We start from the raw sequence: 15,713 nt of genomic DNA, 5'->3' as shown, positions 1-15,713 counted from the left end.
GGCAGATGGCATTGACGTCCGAAGCCGGCCCTGCTTATGGTCCGCCGCCTCCAGGAACAAGGGAGGCGGAACAGGGTTCGCAGGTGTTGGCACCGCCGATACGTTGGAGTAGAAGCCCTGCCAACTGGACCCGGGCTAAGCCCGCATCCCACCTCATCTTCTTGACGCCGCCGCTGTAAAGCCTATTTCGCAACCTGACGGTCATTCACCTCGGAACGTCCCAATGCCGATTACCGATTTGGTCGCACCCGAGGCGATTCTCCCGGCTTTGAAAGTCATCAGCAAGAAGCAGGCGCTGCAGGAACTCGCCGCGCGTGCCTCCGCTCTGACCGGGCAGAATGAGCGCGCCATCTTCGAGGTGCTGCTGCAGCGCGAGAAGCTCGGCACCACGGCGGTCGGCTATGGCGTCGCCATTCCGCACGGCAAGCTGCCCAAGCTGGAGAAGCTGTTCGGCTTCTTCGCCCGCCTCGAGCGCCCGATCGATTTCGAGGCGATGGACGGCCAGCCGGTCGACCTGATCTTCCTGCTGCTCGCACCGGAAGGCGCCGGCGCCGACCATCTCAAGGCGCTGGCGCGGATCGCCCGCCTGCTGCGCGACCAGGACGTCGCCAAGAAGCTGCGTGCCTCACGCGACGCCCAGGCGATCTACTCGGTGCTCGCACTGCCGCCGGCGAGCGCGGCGTAAGGCCGCCTGCCGTACGATTTTGCGGGCGCTTGGCGGCCCGTGGTATAGTTCGTTCATGACGCGAACCGAAGCCCTCAGGAAGCTCCGTGACCAGGCCGATGCCATCAAGGCACTCGGGGCGACTTCGCTGTATCTATTTGGTTCGACTGCGCGCGACGAGGCTCGTGCAGGGAGTGATATTGATCTTTTCGTGGACTACGATCCTCGCAGCCGGTTCAATGCTCTCGACCTGGTCGCGACCAAGCGACTGCTCGAAGAGAGTCTCGGCGTCGAAGTCGATCTCACCACACGCAAAGGACTTCATCCACTGATTCGAGAGCGGATCGAGGCGGAGGCAACGCGGGTTTTCTGAATGATCGTGCGCTCCCCCTTGCTTCGTATCCACGACATGCTCGAAAGCATCCGTGGCATCGAAAAGGACGTTGGCAGGAAAATCCATCCGCGACTACGAGCGCTCGTGGCTGCTGCGCTCCGCAATTGAATGCGGAATCGAAGTCATTTCGGAAGCGAGCCGCCACCTCGGCAGCGAGTTAAAGGCTCAGCACGAGAATGTCCGCTGGAAAGACATCGCAGGCATAGGCAACATCTTGCGGCATGATTACCAGCGCGTTGACGCCACGATCATCTGGAAAGCGGTCAAGGATGATCTACCACCGCTGAAGGCCGCGCTGTTGGCGCTCAAGGCTTCATTGGAGTAGTCCGTAGCCCGGATGGAGCGAAGCGCAATCCGGAGCTACTCTAACTGCGGATAGTTCAGTCCCGGATTACGCTGCGCTCCATCCGGGCTACGGAGCGTTCGCAAACCTCTCAGCAGATCGTCGGCAGCAGACGGCGAACCTCGTCGAGCAGATCGGGGATTGCCTTCTCGTCATTGGCGAGATGCCGGAGCAGCGCGCTCTGGAACAGGCCGTCGAACAGCGCGTACAGCGCCGCCGGTGACGATGCCGGCCGCTTGTTGCCGAGCTCGGCGTAGCGCGTGGCGATGCGCCAGATCATCGCTTCCAGGCTCTTGTCGATCTCGAGCACGTCCTTGCGGAACGCCGGCTCGAACATCGCCTGCGAGCGCAGATCGTACCAGAGCCGATGCATGCGCGCTTCGTTCTCGAGCGTTGCCGCGAGCTTGGCGAGGAAGCCTTCGGTCAATTCGTCGCGGCTGCGTGCTGTCGTCACCACCTCGTCATAGCGCGTCACGCATTTCGCCTTGTAGTGGCGGACGCAGCAGCAGATCAAATCGAGCTTGTCGCTGAAGTAGTAGTGAAACACGCCGTGCGTGAATGCGGAGTTTTGCGCGATCTCGCGCAGGCTGGTGCGCGCGAAGCCGAGCTCGCCAAGCGTCTCCAGCGCGGCCTCCGCGAGCTCGACGCGCCGCGCGTTGAACTTCTCGTCGCGCAGCGCCTCGGCCGCTACAGCCACCCGTTGGGCCGCTCCTGTCGCTTGCCGCGCCATTCCGTGCCTTCCCTCTGCTTCTTCCCTCGAGCAACTATACCGCGGCGACCGCGGCGCGCTCCATCTCTTCACAATCATCCTCTTTGACAGTTGTCAAATTCAGACTTGACAAGTGTCAAGTTCCTGGACGAGGGTTGGCGCAATAATTTGGACAACCGTCAAGACGGCTGACCAATCGAGAAACAGGAGGAGATGCACCGCCGCCGGGCGCGCCAACGCTGCGCCCCCGCTGACGCCGGCCGCCACCACCAGTGCACCCAGAATGCGCAGACCGCCGGCCCATCCTGCCGCGGCCAACGGCACGCCGATCAAATCACCAAGCAAAGGGAGGACTACGTCATGAGTGGGAAGAGCCTTGAAGGCAGGAAAGCCCTGGTCACCGGCGGCGCCCGGGGGATTGGCGCGGCGATCGCGCAGGCATTGGCGCGGTCCGGCGCCGCGGTGATGATCGGCGATATTCTCGACGACGCCGGCGAGGGCAGTGCTGCCGAGATCGCCAAGGCCGGGGTCAAGACCGGCTTCGTCAAGCTCGACGTCACCGACGATGGGCAATGGGAGCGGGCCGCCGCAGCGACGGTCGAAACCCTCGGCGGCTTCGACATCCTGATCAACAATGCCGGCATCGAGATCACCTCGCTGGTCGCCGACATCAAGGCCGAGGATGCGCGCCGCATGTGCGACGTCAACATCGTCGGCACCGTGCTCGGCATGAAGCACGCCTTCCGTGCGATGCGGCCGGGCGGCGCCGCGGGCAAGGGCGGCGCGGTCGTCAACATCGCTTCGGTCGCGGCGACGATCGCCTTCCCGAGCATCGCGGTCTATTCCGGCACCAAATCCGCGGTCGACCGCATGACGCGGGTCGGCGCGATGGAAGCCGGCAAGCTCGGCTATGGCGTGCGCGTCAACTGCATCTATCCCGGCCTGATCCCGACCGACATGGGCCTGCAGCTCGCCAACGACATCGTGAAGATCGGTCTCGCGCCCGACGTCAACGCCGCTGTCGGCTCGGTGGTGGAGCAGACGCCGCTCGGCAAGCTCGCGGAGGTCTCCGACATCGCCGACGCCGCCGTGTTCCTGTGCTCGAACGATGCGCGCTTCATCACCGGCATCGGCCTGCCGGTCGATGGCGGCATGGGCATGTAGCAACAAAGCCGACAACAAGCATTTCGGAGGATCGCAATGAGCGAGAAGAAGCCCGTCATCGTCTATGGCGCTTCCGGCTATACCGGCCGGCTGGTCTGCGAATATCTGCGCGAGTACAACATCCCCTTCATCGCCGCCGGCCGCAGCGCCGAGAAGCTCAACGCCGCGATGAAGTCGAACGTGGCCGGCATCGAGACTGCCGACTATGAGGTCGTGTCGGTGCCGCACACCGTGGCCGCGCTGACTGAATTGTTCAAGGGCGCCTCGGTGGTGCTCAACACTGTGGGCCCCTTCGCCAAGTTCGGCGGCGAGGTGGTACAGGCCTGCCTGGCTGCCAAGTGCCACTATACGGATACGACCGGCGAGCAGGACTGGCTGATCACGCTCGAACATGAGTTTGGCACGAAATTCGCCAATGCCGGCCTGCTGCTGGCGCCGGGCATCGCGCAGATGTACACCACCGGCGAGATCGCTGCGCAGCTGTGCCTGGAAACGCCCGGCCTCGACACGCTCGATATCGCCGTGTTCTGGGGCGGCAGCCCGACCATCGCCTCGACGCAGACCATCCTGGTCAACGCCGCGATGGCCAAGGCGTACTACCTGGAGCAGAACAAGTACGTCGAGCATCAGCCCGATGCCGGCCTCTACAACCTCGCCATCCCCGGCCAGCACGAGCTGGCGCTGGCGCTGCCCTGGGGCGGCACCTCGCACCCGGTGTGGTTCAAGCAAGATCCGCGCGTCGCCAATGTGAAGGTGCTGGGCGGCGTGTTCAATCGCGCGCTGATGCTGGGCGTGCCGCAGATCGTCGCCGCGGCGCTGGAGGCGACCAAGGACATGAAGCCCGACGAGCGCTACGCCGCGCTGGCGCAGACCGCTGCCGGCGTGATGAACACCATGCCGCCACGCGAGAATCCGCGCGTCAACAAGTCGCTGGATTCGGTGTATGCCTCCGGCCCGCTGGGGCGCGCGCACTGCGTCATCTACGGCAACAGCAACTACAAGCAGACCGGCATGCTGCAGGCCTATGCTGCCGCGCACCTGCTGCAGCAGCCGCCAAAGCGCCTAGGCTTCGCCTCCGGCTGTCAGGCGTTCGGCCATCGCGAGCTGCTCGGGCAGTTGCGCAGTTTCGGCCTGGTCGGCAAGCCGGTTCTGACCGTGCATGATTGAGCTTGAGCCCCGCTCGGATCGGGGCTCGACACTCCGTTCCCTGAAGCGTTTTCGTTTTGCTCGAAGACGCACCTTCCGCGGGTGACGCAGTAGCGCGTCACCCGCCTCTTGCGCGAGACCTGCCATGCGCTTCATCGATTATCTCGACAAGGGTGCCTCGCTCGGCGCCGACGCGCCGTGTCTCACGATGGACGGCCGCGATCTCAGCTATGGCGAGGTGCAGCGGCTGAGCTATCGCATCGCGCGCGGGCTCGACCGGTCGGGCATCGCTCCCGGCGAGAAGGTCGCGATCCTGTCCGGCAACGATCCGCTCGCCTTCGCTTGCGTGTTCGGCATCTCGCGCGCGGCTGCCGTGTGGTGTCCGATCAATCCGCGCAACGAGGCGCCTGAGAACAAGTTCATCCTCGATCAGTTCGATTGCAGCCTGCTGCTGTTTCATTCGAGCTTTGCGCCGATGGTCGAAGTTGTCCGGCAGGACCTGCCCAAGCTGCGCGCGCTGGTCTGTCTCGACGCCGAGCTGCCGTTCGCGCCGTCGTTCGAGCGCTGGCTCGACGGGCTTACTGACGATGTCCATCAGCGCGCCACGATCGACGATCTCGCGATGATCCCGGGCACCGGCGGCACCACCGGCAAGCCGAAGGGCGTGATGCTGTCGGGACGCAACATCGAGGCGATGACCGCGCTGACCCTGATGGGCTATCCGTTCAAGGGCCGTCCGATTTATCTCGCGCTGGCGCCGCTGACGCATGCCGCCGGCGTGCTCTGTTTCCCGATCATGACGCTGGGCGGCCGCGTCGTGATCATGCACCAACCTGACATCGGCGAGTTCCTGGCGCTGATCGAGCGCTACCGCGTCACCCACACCTTCCTGCCGCCGACCGTGATCTACATGCTGCTCGATCATCCCGGGCTCGATGCGGCCGATCGCAGCTCGCTGCAATGTTTCTGGTACGGCGCGGCACCGATCTCGGCGACGCGGCTCGCCGAAGCCCTGCGGCGGATCGGTCCGATGGCGCAGCTGTTCGGCCAGACCGAGGCGCCGATGATGATCTCGATGATGCCGCCCGCCGATCACTACAATCCGGACGGCACCATCGCGATGGAGCGACTCTCGTCGGCCGGGCGGATCGGCCCGCTGGTGCAGGCCGGCATCATGGATGGCGACGGCAAGCTGTTGCCGGCGGGATCGCGCGGCGAGATCGTGGTGCGCGGTTCGCTTGTCATGGAAGGCTACTACAGGAACCCCGAGGCCACGCGCGAGGCTTCGGCGCATGGCTGGCACCACACCGGCGATATCGGCTACATCGACGGCGACGGCTATCTCTATATCGTCGATCGCGCCAAGGACATGATCATCACCGGCGGCTTCAACGTGTATTCGATCGAGGTCGAGAACGCGTTGCGCACCCACGAGGCGGTGCAGGATTGCGCCGTCATCGGATTGCCCGACGACAAATGGGGCGAGCGGATCGTCGCCGTGGTGCAGCCGCGCGCCGGCCACACTGTCGATGCGACCGCGCTCGCCGCCTTCGTCAAGCAGCAGATCGGCAGCATCAAGACGCCGAAGCAGATCGAGGTCTGGGACGATCTTCCGCGTTCCAAGGTCGGCAAGGTGCTGAAGCCGGACATCCGCGCGCGGCTCGAGCCGCGGTTCTGATCCGCTTCGCGCGAAAGTGCCTTGTCCTGAACATGTATTGACAACCAGCCGATGACGCCGGAAGACGGACGCGCGCAACATTGCGCGTGCGAACCAGGGATGACTGATGTCCCGCGATTTTCGCCTTGATCGCGTTCCCGTCGACGTTCTCGCTTACGAGCTCGCCGAAGAGAGGGCGAGTGCGCTCGGGCGCATGGGTCGCGCGCTGGAACAGGCGCTCGCCAAATTGCGCGAGTTCGATGCCGCCCATCCGCGCGATGAAGCGCCTGCGTCCACACAGCAGGCACGGCGCCTCCTGGTGCGGGAGGCCGGCCATGCGCTCTGGATGTTCGTGGTGCAGCGGGAGGCGTGCGGGCTGCGCAACAACCGCATGCTGATGCGCGACTACAACGTGCCCGGCGAGGTGCAGCTCAGCATGGGCCCGATGCTCGCCACGTCGACCTCATCGCCATAAAAAATGCGCAGGCCCCCTCGGTGACGAAGCAGGCCCGCGCATTGAATTCGCGGATGCTGAATTCAGCCGTAGATTTGCGTCAGTGGACGCTGACGGCTTGCAGCTCGTTGCTCCACGCATTCGCGACCGCGGCTTCGCGGCTGTCGGTCAGCATGATCGGCGTGCCGTCGGCGGCGTGCAGTGCGAACAGCTTGAGGCCCGGCGCGATCTTCGGCGCTTGCGGAAAGAGATCCGGCACGTCCTCGGAGCGGACCTGCTTCACGTAGGCGATATGACCTTCGCCCAGATGGGCCAGCGCTTCCGGCGTGACGCTCTCGGATTCGATGGTGGTGGTACTCAGTTCACTCATGGTCTCGACTCCTCAGTCAGATAAGCGGTCGAGTCCGCTCGTTGTTTCTATTATTCGTGCTCATTGATAGCGATTGTCTTAATGACCCGTTCAGGTTCCGGCCTGGCCAGATCAATCGACAACAACCCGTTCTTCAGATCCGCGCCCAGCACCTGCATCCCCTCCGCCAGCACGAAGGTGCGCTGGAAGTGGCGCGCGGCGATGCCGCGATGGATGTATTGCCGAGCCTTGTCGTCCTGCTGGCGGCCGCGGATGACGAGCTGATTTTCCTCAATAGTTACATCGAGTTGGTCGCGGGTGAAGCCCGCCACCGCCAACGTGATGCGCAGCCGTTCAGGCTGCCCGTTGGTACGGTCGCACCGCTCGATGTTATACGGAGGATAGCCGTCGGCGCCCTTCACGACGCGGTCGAGCGCACGCTCAATCTCGTCGAATCCCAGAAGGAACGGACTGGACAACGATGGAACACGAGACATTACAAAGTCCTCTCGAAGCGACTTTGAGGGGCCCTTGCGGCGCCCCATGCAACCGGCGGGCCGTCTGGCCTCCGGTCAGTGAGGGATATGGGGGCGATCTGGATAGCGTTCAAGCAGCCCCGAAACCAGCTTAAACGCCCGCAACATGGGGGTAAATTCTTCCCGATCGGTTACTCCCCGACGCGCTTGCGGCCGTCGGCGGTAAAAAGATGCAGCTTGTCGCGGGGGGCGACGGCCCGGATCCGCTCGCCGATGGCGGGACCCGAGACGCCGGGAACCCGGACAATCACCTCGCCCGGCGGCAGCTCGCCCGGATTGGCGGCAACGCCCTGCTCCTCGCGCTGGCGGCTGCCATAGACGAAGGTCTCGGCGCCGACATGCTCGATCGCCTCGACCGTAAGGCCAAGCGCGATGCAGCCGGATCTGGTCTCGCTCGAGATCACGAAATCCTCCGGCCGGATCCCGACAATGCCGGCGCCGTCGGCGCCCGTGATCTGGGACTTCAGCTCGTCCGCGCGCAGCGGCATCAGGTTCATCGGCGGCGCGCCGATGAAGGAGGCGACGAAGGTGGTCGCCGGCTTCTGGTAGATGTCCAGGGGATTACCGATCTGCTCGACCTGCCCGCCGTTCATGACGACGAGGATGTCGGCGAGCGTCATCGCCTCGAGCTGGTCGTGGGTGACGTAGATCGACGTGGTGTTGAGCCGGCGCTGCAGCTTGCGGATCTCGACCCGCATCGCGATGCGCAGCTTGGCGTCGAGGTTCGACAGCGGCTCGTCGAACAGGAACACTTTCGGTTGGCGCACGATGGCGCGGCCCATCGCGACGCGCTGGCGCTGGCCGCCGGAAAGCTGGCGCGGCTTGCGCTCCAGCATCGGCGAGAGCTCGAGGACGCGCGCGGCTTCCTCGACGCGGGTCTTGATCTCGGCCTCGGCCATGCCCCGGTTGCGCAGGCCGTAGGCCATGTTGTTGTAGACGCTCATATGCGGATAGAGCGCGTAGTTCTGGAATACCATCGCGATGTCGCGATCGGCAGGCTCGACCTGGTTGACGACGCGGCCGCCGATGTCGATCTCGCCGCCGGTGATGGTCTCGAGCCCCGCGACCATGCGGAGCAGCGTGGACTTGCCGCAGCCGGAAGGGCCGACCAGCACGCAGAACTGGCCGTCGCCGACGTCGACATTGACGCCCTTGATGGCCTCGAAGCCGCCGGGATAGGTCTTGCGGACGCTGCGCAGCGTGACGTTAGCCATTACTTTTCCGTCTCCACCAATCCGCGCACGAACAGTTTCTGCATCACGACGACGACGAACACCGGCGGCAGCATCGCGAGCAGCGCGGTCGCCATCACGATCGGCCATTCGGTCAGCGCGTCCGTCGTCGTGATCATCTTGCGGATGCCGACCTGGATGGTCTGCATGTCGTCGCGCGTCGTGATCAACAGCGGCCAGAGATATTGATTCCAGCCGAGGATGAAGAGGATCACGAACAGCGCGGCCATGTTGGTGCGCGACAGCGGCAGCAGCGTATCCCAGAAGAAGCGGAACGGGCCTGCGCCGTCGATGCGGGAAGCTTCCAGCAATTCATCCGGCACGGTCATGAAGAACTGGCGGAACAGCAGCGTCGCGGTGGCTGACGCAATCAGCGGCAGCGACAGGCCGGCATAACTGTCGAGCAGATGCAGATCAGCGACGATCTTGTAGGTCGGATAGATGCGTACCTCGACCGGCAGCATCAACGTGATGAAGATGATCCAGAAGATCGCCATCCGGAACGGAAACCGGAAATACACGATCGCGTAGGCCGAGATGATCGAGATCGCGATTTTGCCGACCGCAATCAAGAGCGCCATGACCAGCGAGTTCAGCATCATGTTCAGCACCGGCTCGCGGGTCGAGCCGCTCGTGCCGACAAACAGCGTCTGGTAGTAGGTCTGGAGGAAATGGCCGCCGGGCAGCAGCGACATCTGGCCGTTGGCGATGACGGCGTTGTCCTGGGTCGAGGCGACCAGCGCGAGATAGACCGGGAAGGCGACGATCGCGATCCCGATCCACAGGATGACGTGAGCCAGATAGCGCTGGAAGCCTTCTTCCTCGACCATCAGTAGGTCACCTTGCGCTCGACGAAGCGGAACTGGATCGCCGTCAGCATGACGACGATGACCATCAGGATGACCGACTGCGCCGCCGACGAGCCGAGATTGCCGCCGAGCAGGCCGTCCGTATAGACCTTGTAGACCAGCGTCTCGGTCGCCTTGCCGGGACCGCCCCGGGTCATGGTGTCGATGATGCCGAAGGTGTCGAAGAAGGCGTAGACGATGTTGATGACCAAGAGGAAGAAGATGGTCGGCGACAGCAGCGGGAAGATCACGGTCCAGAACCGCCGCATCGGACGGGCGCCGTCGATCGCGGCGGCCTCGATCACGCTTTTCGGGATGCTCTGCAGCCCGGCGAGGAAGAACAGGAAATTGTAGGAGATCTGCTTCCAGGCCGCGGCGAGGATGATCAGGGCCGCCGCCTGGTCGCCGTCGAGCAGCGGATTCCAGTCGATGCCCATGGCGCGCAAATAGCGCGACAGCACGCCGAGCGAGGGGTGCAGCATGAACACCCAGAGCACGCCGACCACCGGCGGGGCCACCGCATAGGGCCAGATCAGCAGCGTGCGATACAGCGTCGAGCCGCGCAGCGGCCTGTCAGCCATCACAGCGAGCAGCAGCGCGAAGGACAGCGAGGAGACCGCGATCGCGAACGAGAACACGAAGGTCCGGACGATCGCCGCGAAATAGGCCGGCTCCTTGAACAGCTCGAGATAGTTCTCGAACCAGACGAAGCTGGTGGAGAGACCGAAGGCGTCCTGCAGCAGGAAGGACTGGATCACCGCCTGTACGGCCGGCCAGTAGAAAAAGATCAGGACGATCGCGAGTTGCGGGGCAACCAGCGCGTAAGGCAACAGCTTTGATTGGAAAATCGCTTGCTTTTGCATGGGCTCGGAAGAAGGGCAGGCCGCGGATGCGGCCCGCCGGTTGATCGCCCTAAAGCGCGATGAGATGAGGTTGGATCGTCATCGCGCCTTAGCTTGTCGTCTGGGCATGGTGGAAAACCGCTTCGCGCTTGTCCGGTTCATGCCCGAAGGCATCATGTCAGCGGACGGCGGTCTTTTCAAACTGCCGCAGCATCTGGTTGCCGCGCTCGACGGCGGCGTCCAGCGCCTGCTTGGCGGTCTTCTTGCCGGCCAGCGCCTGCTCGATCTCCTCCGACCACATGTCGCGCAGCTGCACCATGTTGCCGAGGCGCAGGCCGCGGGAATTCGCGGTCGGCTCCTTGTTGGTGAGCTCGAGCAGCGGGGTCTCGAGATAGGGCTGGTCCTTGTAGAAGCCTTCTTCCTTGGCCTTGGCATAGGCGGCCTTGGTGATCGGCAGATAGCCCGAGGCCTTGTGGATCCAGATTTGGCGATCGGTGTCCGAGAGGAAGGTCAGGAACTTGGCCACGCCCTTGTATTCCTCGGCCGACTTGCCGCCCATCACCCAGAGCGAGGCGCCGCCGATGATCGAGTTCTGCGGCGCGCCCTTGGCGTCGGGATAATACGGCATCGGCGCCGCGGTGAAGTTGAACTTGGCCTGCGCCTTGACGTTGCCGAAGAAGGCCGAAGAGGTCAGGTAGATCGGGCATTCGCCCGAGGTGAAGCGGCCTTCGCCGGTGTTGGTGCGACCGGCATAGTCGTAGGTCTTGTCCTTCTGCAGCTCGACGAGGTTCTCGAGATGCTTGACCTGCAGCGGGCCGTTGAATTCGAGCACGGTGTCGAAGCCGTCGAGGCCGTTGGCCTTGCTGGCGAGCGGCACATTGTGCCAGGCCGAGAGCTGTTCGAGATTGACCCAGGTGACCCACGAGCCGGAGAAGCCGCAGGTGTTATAGCCGGCTGCCTTCAGCTTCTTGGCGTCGTCGAACACTTGCGGCCAGGTTTTCGGAATCTCGGCGATGTTGGCCTTCTTCAGCGCATCGAGATTGATCCACATCACCGTCGACGACGAGTTGAAGGGGAACGACAGCATCTCGCCCTTGGAGGTCGAGTAGTAGCCGGTGATCGCGGGCAGATAGACGCCCGGATCGAACTTCTCGCCGGCGTCGGCCATCAGCTTGTAGACCGGTTTGACGGCGCCGGTGGCGGCCATCATCGTCGCGGTGCCGACCTCGAACACCTGCATGATATGCGGCGCGTTGCCGGCGCGGAACGCGGCGATGCCGGCGTTCATGGTGTCGGCGTAGCCGCCCTTGTAGGTCGGGATCACCTTGTAGTCGGATTGCGAGGCGTTGAAGTCGTTGGCCAGCTTGACGATGACGTCGTTGTTGGCGCCGGTCATCGCGTGCCACCACTGGATCTCGGTCACCGCGAACGCGGGCGACGCGAATGCAAGCGCGGCAGCGGCTGCCGCGGCAGCGCCTAGTCGTCGAAAGAACATCAAAACCCCTCCCAATTGGAACATCATCTTTCGTTGCGCGCGTTATCAGCGCCGGATGACGTTCAAATGACCGTATAAACGAAAGTCATGGTAGGGGGGAAGCCGAAGCGAAGGGAAGCGGTAAAAAAGGCGAAGACCGCAGCCGGCTCCGTGCGGTGCAGCGCCAAACGCGACGTTGCACCGCAGTGCTGATGTGTCGGCCGGTTCGATACGGGCCGACGCTCCAGCTTTGTCCTGACGCGAACCGGTGCCCATCCCGCATCACGTGCGGGACAGGCTCGAAAACGCCTTTAGCGCTTGCGCTGGGGACCGCAGACCACGCCCTTTTCAACCAGGCCGTTGATCTCGTCCTTCGAGTAGCCGAACTCGCCGAGCACTTCCGCGGCGTGCTGGCTGAACTTCGGCGGCGTGCGGCGCAGGTTCGGCTTGGTGCGTTCGAGGCGGATCGGCGAGGCGACGCCCTTGTACCAATCCTTCTCGATGACGTCGCCGCGATGGATGGTGTGCGGGTTGGTCAGCGCCTGGTCGATCTTCTGCACCGGGCCGGCCGGCAGGCCGGCGGCGAGCAGCCGGTTGCACAGCGGCTCGGCCTCGTGCTGGCTGAACACCGCTGCCAGCTCGACGCGGAGCGCATCGCGGTTGGCGATGCGGTCCTTGTTGCGGGCAAAGCGCGGGTCGGTGCCGAGCTCGGGCTTGCCGATCTCCTTGGCGAGCTTGCGGAAGGTTCCGTCATTGCCGACGCCGATGAAGATGTTGTCGGTCTTGGTCGGGAAGATCGCGTACGGCACGAGGTTGGGATGCTCGTTGCCGGTGAGCGACGGCGGCTTGCCGTGCATGAAGTAGTTCGCGGTGTGCGGGTGCATGATCGCGAGCCCGGTCTCGTACAGCGTCGTCTCGATGAACTGGCCGAGCCCCGAGCGCTGCCGCTCCGACAGCGCCATCAGGATGCCGATCGTGGCGTAGAGCCCGGTGGTGATGTCGACCAGCGGCACGCCGATCCGCATCGGGCCGCTCTCCGGCGAGCCGGTCGCCGCGATCATGCCGGTCATCGCCTGGATGATCGCGTCATAGCCGGGATTGCCGCCGCGCGGGCCGTCGGCGCCGAAGCCGGAGATCCGGCAATGCACGAGGCGCGGAAATTTCGCGCGCAGCACGTCGTTGCCGATGCCCCATTTGTCGAGCGTGCCCGGCTTGAAATTCTCGATCAGCACGTCGGCGGTCTCGAGCATCTTCATCAGCACCGCGCGTCCGCCCTCGGAAGCGAGGTCGAGGCCGATCGAGCGCTTGTTGCGGTTGATGCCGACGAAATAGGCCGCGTCTTCTTCGTGGAAGGGAGGACCCCAGTCTCGCACCTCGTCGCCGGCGGGCGGCTCGACCTTGATCACGTCGGCGCCGTGGTCGGCAAGAATCTGGGTGCAATACGGACCGCCGAGCACGCGCGTCAGATCGATCACGCGCAGGCCGGTCATCGCGCCCGTAGCCGCTGGGGTATTCATGGAAACAACCTTCGCTCAGTTGGGATCAGATAAACGAGGGTCCCAGAGCTAACGGTCTTCAGCCGACCCAGCAATGCTTCCGTCGGCGCAGGCCCATGCAGCAGGCGGCGCATGCGTTCGCCAAGCGAACCAGCCGCTGAAAGAGCAATGGTCCGCCACGTGTTGCGGCGGACCATTGCGTGATGTGGAATTAGACGACGCTCAGCTTGACGTCGACATTGCCGCGGGTCGCGTTGGAATAGGGGCACACCTGGTGGGCCTTCTCGACCAGCGCTTCGGCATCGTTGCGCGCAAGGCCGGGCAGCGACACCGCGAGCTCGACGGCGAGGCCGAAGCCGCCTTCCGAGCGCGGGCCGATGCCGACCGTCGAGGTCACCGAGGCGTCGGCGGGAACCTTGGGGCCGCCCTGCGAGGCCACGAACTTCATCGCGCCGATGAAGCAGGCGGCATAGCCGGCCGCGAACAGCTGCTCCGGATTGTTGCCGGCACCGCCGCCGCCACCGAGCTCCTTCGGGGTCGTGAGCTTGACGTCGAGTGCGCCGTCAAGCGTCGCCGCATGGCCGTCGCGGCCGCCGGTTGCCTTGGCGCTGGTCTTGTAGAGCACGTTCACAGACATCGTGGTCTCCCTTGGTGGGTTGGGCTTGAATTCGATGACACATGTATTGCACGCAAATAGATTGCGCACAATATAAAATATGCGGTCTCACATTTAATTGTTCGCAATTGAATCCGCGGTCCCGTGAGCCCAGAATGACCCGGAAACGAGATGGATTCGATGGGAATCATGGCCAGGAAACCGACGGCCGCGGATCAGGCGCTGCGGCTCGACAATCAGATCTGCTTTGCGGTCTATTCGACCGCGCACGCCTTCAACCGCGTCTACAAGCCGCTGCTCGACCGGCTCGGGCTGACCTATCCGCAGTATCTCGTGATGCTGGCGCTGTGGGAGCGCGACGACGTGGCGGTGAAGGACCTCGGCGAGCGCCTGTTCCTGGATTCCGGCACGTTGACGCCGCTCTTGAAGCGGCTGGAGGCGGCGGAGTTGATCAAACGGACCCGCAGCACCGCGGACGAGCGGGTGGTGCTGATCGCGCTGACGCCGCAGGGCCACGCGCTGCGCGAAAAGGCCAAGGCTGTGCCGCAGTCGATCCTCGCGGCCTCGGACTGCACCGTCGGCGAACTGATGGCGATGAAGGACGAGATCGTCGCGCTGCGCGACCGGCTGAATGCGGTGCTGGGGGAGTAGGGGCGGTCGGGGCGGTTAGAGGCGCTTCTTGGCGAAGGCGCGGCCGGAGTGGGATTTGAGATATTTCTCGAAGGCCAACGCTTTATACTTGTCGGGAAATGCGCAGTACCAGACCAATTCCCACGGCATAAATTTTGAGGTGTGCGCCGATTTGCCGGCGTTGTGCTCAGGAATCCGGCGCTTCAGATCTTCGGTCGCGCCGACATATTCTTGATCAGGGAAGTTGATGCTGCGGATGATGTAGACGTACCACATTCGCATCCACGGATGGCCGGACGGGCAACAGGACCTTGGCGGTCCGTCTTCGCCCTTCGGGCTACGCCGGACACCACGCTTCGCCCTTCAGGCAACTCGTGGCTGCGCCACGCGTACCAGTGGCGCATCGCAGTTACTGATAAGATAAGTCGGCTAGTTGATCCAGTCCGTCTTCGCCCTTCGGGCTACGCCGGACACCACGCTTCGCCCTTCAGGCAACTCGTGGCTGCGCCACGCGTAGCCCGAAGGGCGAAGCGTGGTGGAGCCAGGCGGGATCGAACCGCCGACCTCTTGCATGCCATGCAAGCGCTCTCCCAGCTGAGCTATGGCCCCTTATCCAGTTGGGATGATCCTGGGGGATCGATCCCGGTCCGCGCGGCCTGGACGACTCGCGCGGCAGCACCGTTGATCATAGATCGGCGCCGATCTCAAGTCTCTTCGTCGCCTCCGACGTCACCAATGATGTCGGTGACGTCCTCATCGCCCTCTTCCTCGTCGGCGATGAAGGTCGAATCGTCGTCGTCATCGTCGTCGATGGTCTCATCGACCTCGATATCGTCCTCGGATTCGGGAACCTGGGCCTTGACCTTCCCGGTGTTCTCCTCGGCATCGGCCTCCTCGAGCGAGACCATCTCCTCGGCCTCGGCGGGCTCCGGCATGTCGGCTGCGGTCGCAGGCGAACTGACGGTGGCGCCACGGCCCCGCGGCGGGGCGATCGGCGCGATCGGCACGACTTCGCCGGTATAGGGCGAGATCACCGGATTCTTGTTGAGGTCGTAGAACTTCTTGCCCGTGGTCGGGCAAATGCGCTTGGTTCCGAGCTCGGACTTGGCCACGTGGTAATCCCAGAATTTTCCTGAAAAACGGAGCTTCACTTGGCTAG

At 64.0% G+C, this 15,713-nt stretch carries 19 protein-coding genes and 1 tRNA gene; 8 read left to right on the top strand and 12 right to left on the bottom strand.

All coding sequences use genetic code 11. The features are described from left to right. The first annotated feature begins 223 nt into the window (after positions 1-223). The 3 genes from ptsN to ACVW1B_RS34795 all read left to right on the top strand — a co-directional run bounded on the left by ptsN (position 224) and on the right by ACVW1B_RS34795 (position 1,383). Positions 224-685 (top strand): PTS IIA-like nitrogen regulatory protein PtsN, encoded by a 462-nt coding sequence (gene ptsN / locus ACVW1B_RS34805; RefSeq protein WP_016843543.1) that lies wholly within the window; start codon positions 224-226, stop codon positions 683-685. A gap of 55 nt (positions 686-740) precedes the next feature. Then, entirely contained in the window at positions 741-1,037 is a 297-nt protein-coding gene (locus tag ACVW1B_RS34800; protein WP_057020394.1) for a nucleotidyltransferase family protein, read from the top strand. 70 nt (positions 1,038-1,107) lie between these two features. Next, positions 1,108-1,383: a HepT-like ribonuclease domain-containing protein gene (locus tag ACVW1B_RS34795; protein WP_456822770.1), complete on the top strand. Its 276-nt coding sequence runs from the start codon at positions 1,108-1,110 to the stop codon at positions 1,381-1,383. Between the two features lie 109 nt (positions 1,384-1,492). Here the strand turns inward: ACVW1B_RS34795 and ACVW1B_RS34790 are convergent, their stop codons facing one another. Further along, a complete protein-coding gene (locus tag ACVW1B_RS34790; RefSeq protein WP_026192040.1) occupies positions 1,493-2,098 on the bottom strand; it encodes a TetR/AcrR family transcriptional regulator in 606 nt (201 codons plus the stop codon). Positions 2,099-2,470: 372 nt separating this feature from the next. Between ACVW1B_RS34790 and ACVW1B_RS34785 the strand changes: the two genes are divergently transcribed. From ACVW1B_RS34785 to ACVW1B_RS34770, 4 genes are all read left to right on the top strand, one after another. Further along, positions 2,471-3,274 carry an SDR family NAD(P)-dependent oxidoreductase gene (locus tag ACVW1B_RS34785; protein ID WP_092081097.1) on the top strand — a complete coding sequence of 268 codons (804 nt, stop codon included), beginning with the start codon at positions 2,471-2,473 and terminating at the stop codon, positions 3,272-3,274. Between the two features lie 36 nt (positions 3,275-3,310). Continuing rightward, positions 3,311-4,441 carry a DUF5938 domain-containing protein gene (locus ACVW1B_RS34780; protein ID WP_253605790.1) on the top strand — a complete coding sequence of 377 codons (1,131 nt, stop codon included), beginning with the start codon at positions 3,311-3,313 and terminating at the stop codon, positions 4,439-4,441. Positions 4,442-4,565: 124 nt separating this feature from the next. After that, positions 4,566-6,098 carry an AMP-binding protein gene (locus tag ACVW1B_RS34775; RefSeq protein ID WP_253605792.1) on the top strand — a complete coding sequence of 511 codons (1,533 nt, stop codon included), beginning with the start codon at positions 4,566-4,568 and terminating at the stop codon, positions 6,096-6,098. Between the two features lie 106 nt (positions 6,099-6,204). Further along, entirely contained in the window at positions 6,205-6,552 is a 348-nt protein-coding gene (locus ACVW1B_RS34770; RefSeq protein WP_253605794.1) for a DUF6665 family protein, read from the top strand. A gap of 79 nt (positions 6,553-6,631) precedes the next feature. Here ACVW1B_RS34770 and ACVW1B_RS34765 read toward each other — a convergent pair whose 3' ends face one another. The 8 genes from ACVW1B_RS34765 to ACVW1B_RS34730 all read right to left on the bottom strand — a co-directional run bounded on the left by ACVW1B_RS34765 (position 6,632) and on the right by ACVW1B_RS34730 (position 13,945). Then, entirely contained in the window at positions 6,632-6,901 is a 270-nt protein-coding gene (locus ACVW1B_RS34765; RefSeq protein WP_016843536.1) for a BQ00720 family protein, read from the bottom strand. A gap of 50 nt (positions 6,902-6,951) precedes the next feature. After that, positions 6,952-7,377 carry an Hsp20 family protein gene (locus tag ACVW1B_RS34760; protein ID WP_021082592.1) on the bottom strand — a complete coding sequence of 142 codons (426 nt, stop codon included), beginning with the start codon at positions 7,375-7,377 and terminating at the stop codon, positions 6,952-6,954. Between the two features lie 170 nt (positions 7,378-7,547). Further along, positions 7,548-8,630, bottom strand: coding sequence for a sn-glycerol-3-phosphate import ATP-binding protein UgpC (locus ACVW1B_RS34755; RefSeq protein WP_253605796.1), 1,083 nt, complete (start codon positions 8,628-8,630; stop codon positions 7,548-7,550). Then, on the bottom strand, positions 8,630-9,478 hold the full coding sequence (gene ugpE / locus ACVW1B_RS34750; protein ID WP_253605798.1) for a sn-glycerol-3-phosphate ABC transporter permease UgpE: 849 nt from the start codon (positions 9,476-9,478) through the stop codon (positions 8,630-8,632). The genes ACVW1B_RS34755 and ugpE overlap by 1 nt, the downstream gene beginning before the upstream one ends. Continuing rightward, on the bottom strand, positions 9,478-10,359 hold the full coding sequence (gene ugpA / locus ACVW1B_RS34745; protein ID WP_225161440.1) for a sn-glycerol-3-phosphate ABC transporter permease UgpA: 882 nt from the start codon (positions 10,357-10,359) through the stop codon (positions 9,478-9,480). The genes ugpE and ugpA overlap by 1 nt, the downstream gene beginning before the upstream one ends. Positions 10,360-10,516: 157 nt before the next feature. After that, complete coding sequence (ugpB, locus tag ACVW1B_RS34740; RefSeq protein WP_253605799.1) at positions 10,517-11,833, bottom strand: sn-glycerol-3-phosphate ABC transporter substrate-binding protein UgpB; 1,317 nt, start codon at positions 11,831-11,833, stop codon at positions 10,517-10,519. A 290-nt stretch (positions 11,834-12,123) separates the two neighbouring features. Next, a complete protein-coding gene (locus ACVW1B_RS34735; RefSeq protein ID WP_076833791.1) occupies positions 12,124-13,329 on the bottom strand; it encodes a CaiB/BaiF CoA transferase family protein in 1,206 nt (401 codons plus the stop codon). Between the two features lie 190 nt (positions 13,330-13,519). Next, on the bottom strand, positions 13,520-13,945 hold the full coding sequence (locus ACVW1B_RS34730) for an organic hydroperoxide resistance protein (protein ID WP_026192038.1): 426 nt from the start codon (positions 13,943-13,945) through the stop codon (positions 13,520-13,522). Positions 13,946-14,113: 168 nt separating this feature from the next. On the opposite strand from ACVW1B_RS34730, the gene ACVW1B_RS34725 reads away from it, so the two are divergent. Further along, positions 14,114-14,575, top strand: a complete 462-nt coding sequence (locus ACVW1B_RS34725) for a MarR family winged helix-turn-helix transcriptional regulator (RefSeq protein WP_057020441.1) — start codon at positions 14,114-14,116, stop codon at positions 14,573-14,575. Positions 14,576-14,590: 15 nt separating this feature from the next. Here ACVW1B_RS34725 and ACVW1B_RS34720 read toward each other — a convergent pair whose 3' ends face one another. From ACVW1B_RS34720 to ACVW1B_RS34710, 3 genes are all read right to left on the bottom strand, one after another. Next, entirely contained in the window at positions 14,591-14,830 is a 240-nt protein-coding gene (locus tag ACVW1B_RS34720; RefSeq protein WP_225642551.1) for a GIY-YIG nuclease family protein, read from the bottom strand. Between the two features lie 257 nt (positions 14,831-15,087). Beyond that, positions 15,088-15,163 (bottom strand) — tRNA-Ala (locus ACVW1B_RS34715). Positions 15,164-15,258: 95 nt separating this feature from the next. After that, on the bottom strand, positions 15,259-15,666 hold the full coding sequence (locus ACVW1B_RS34710; protein WP_057020408.1) for a TIGR02300 family protein: 408 nt from the start codon (positions 15,664-15,666) through the stop codon (positions 15,259-15,261). Positions 15,667-15,713 lie beyond the last annotated feature (47 nt).

The sequence above is a fragment of the Bradyrhizobium sp. USDA 4502 genome, assembly GCF_054063355.1.
Note: the sequence above shows the minus strand (reverse complement) of the source record. Positions and strands in the feature narration are given on the sequence as shown.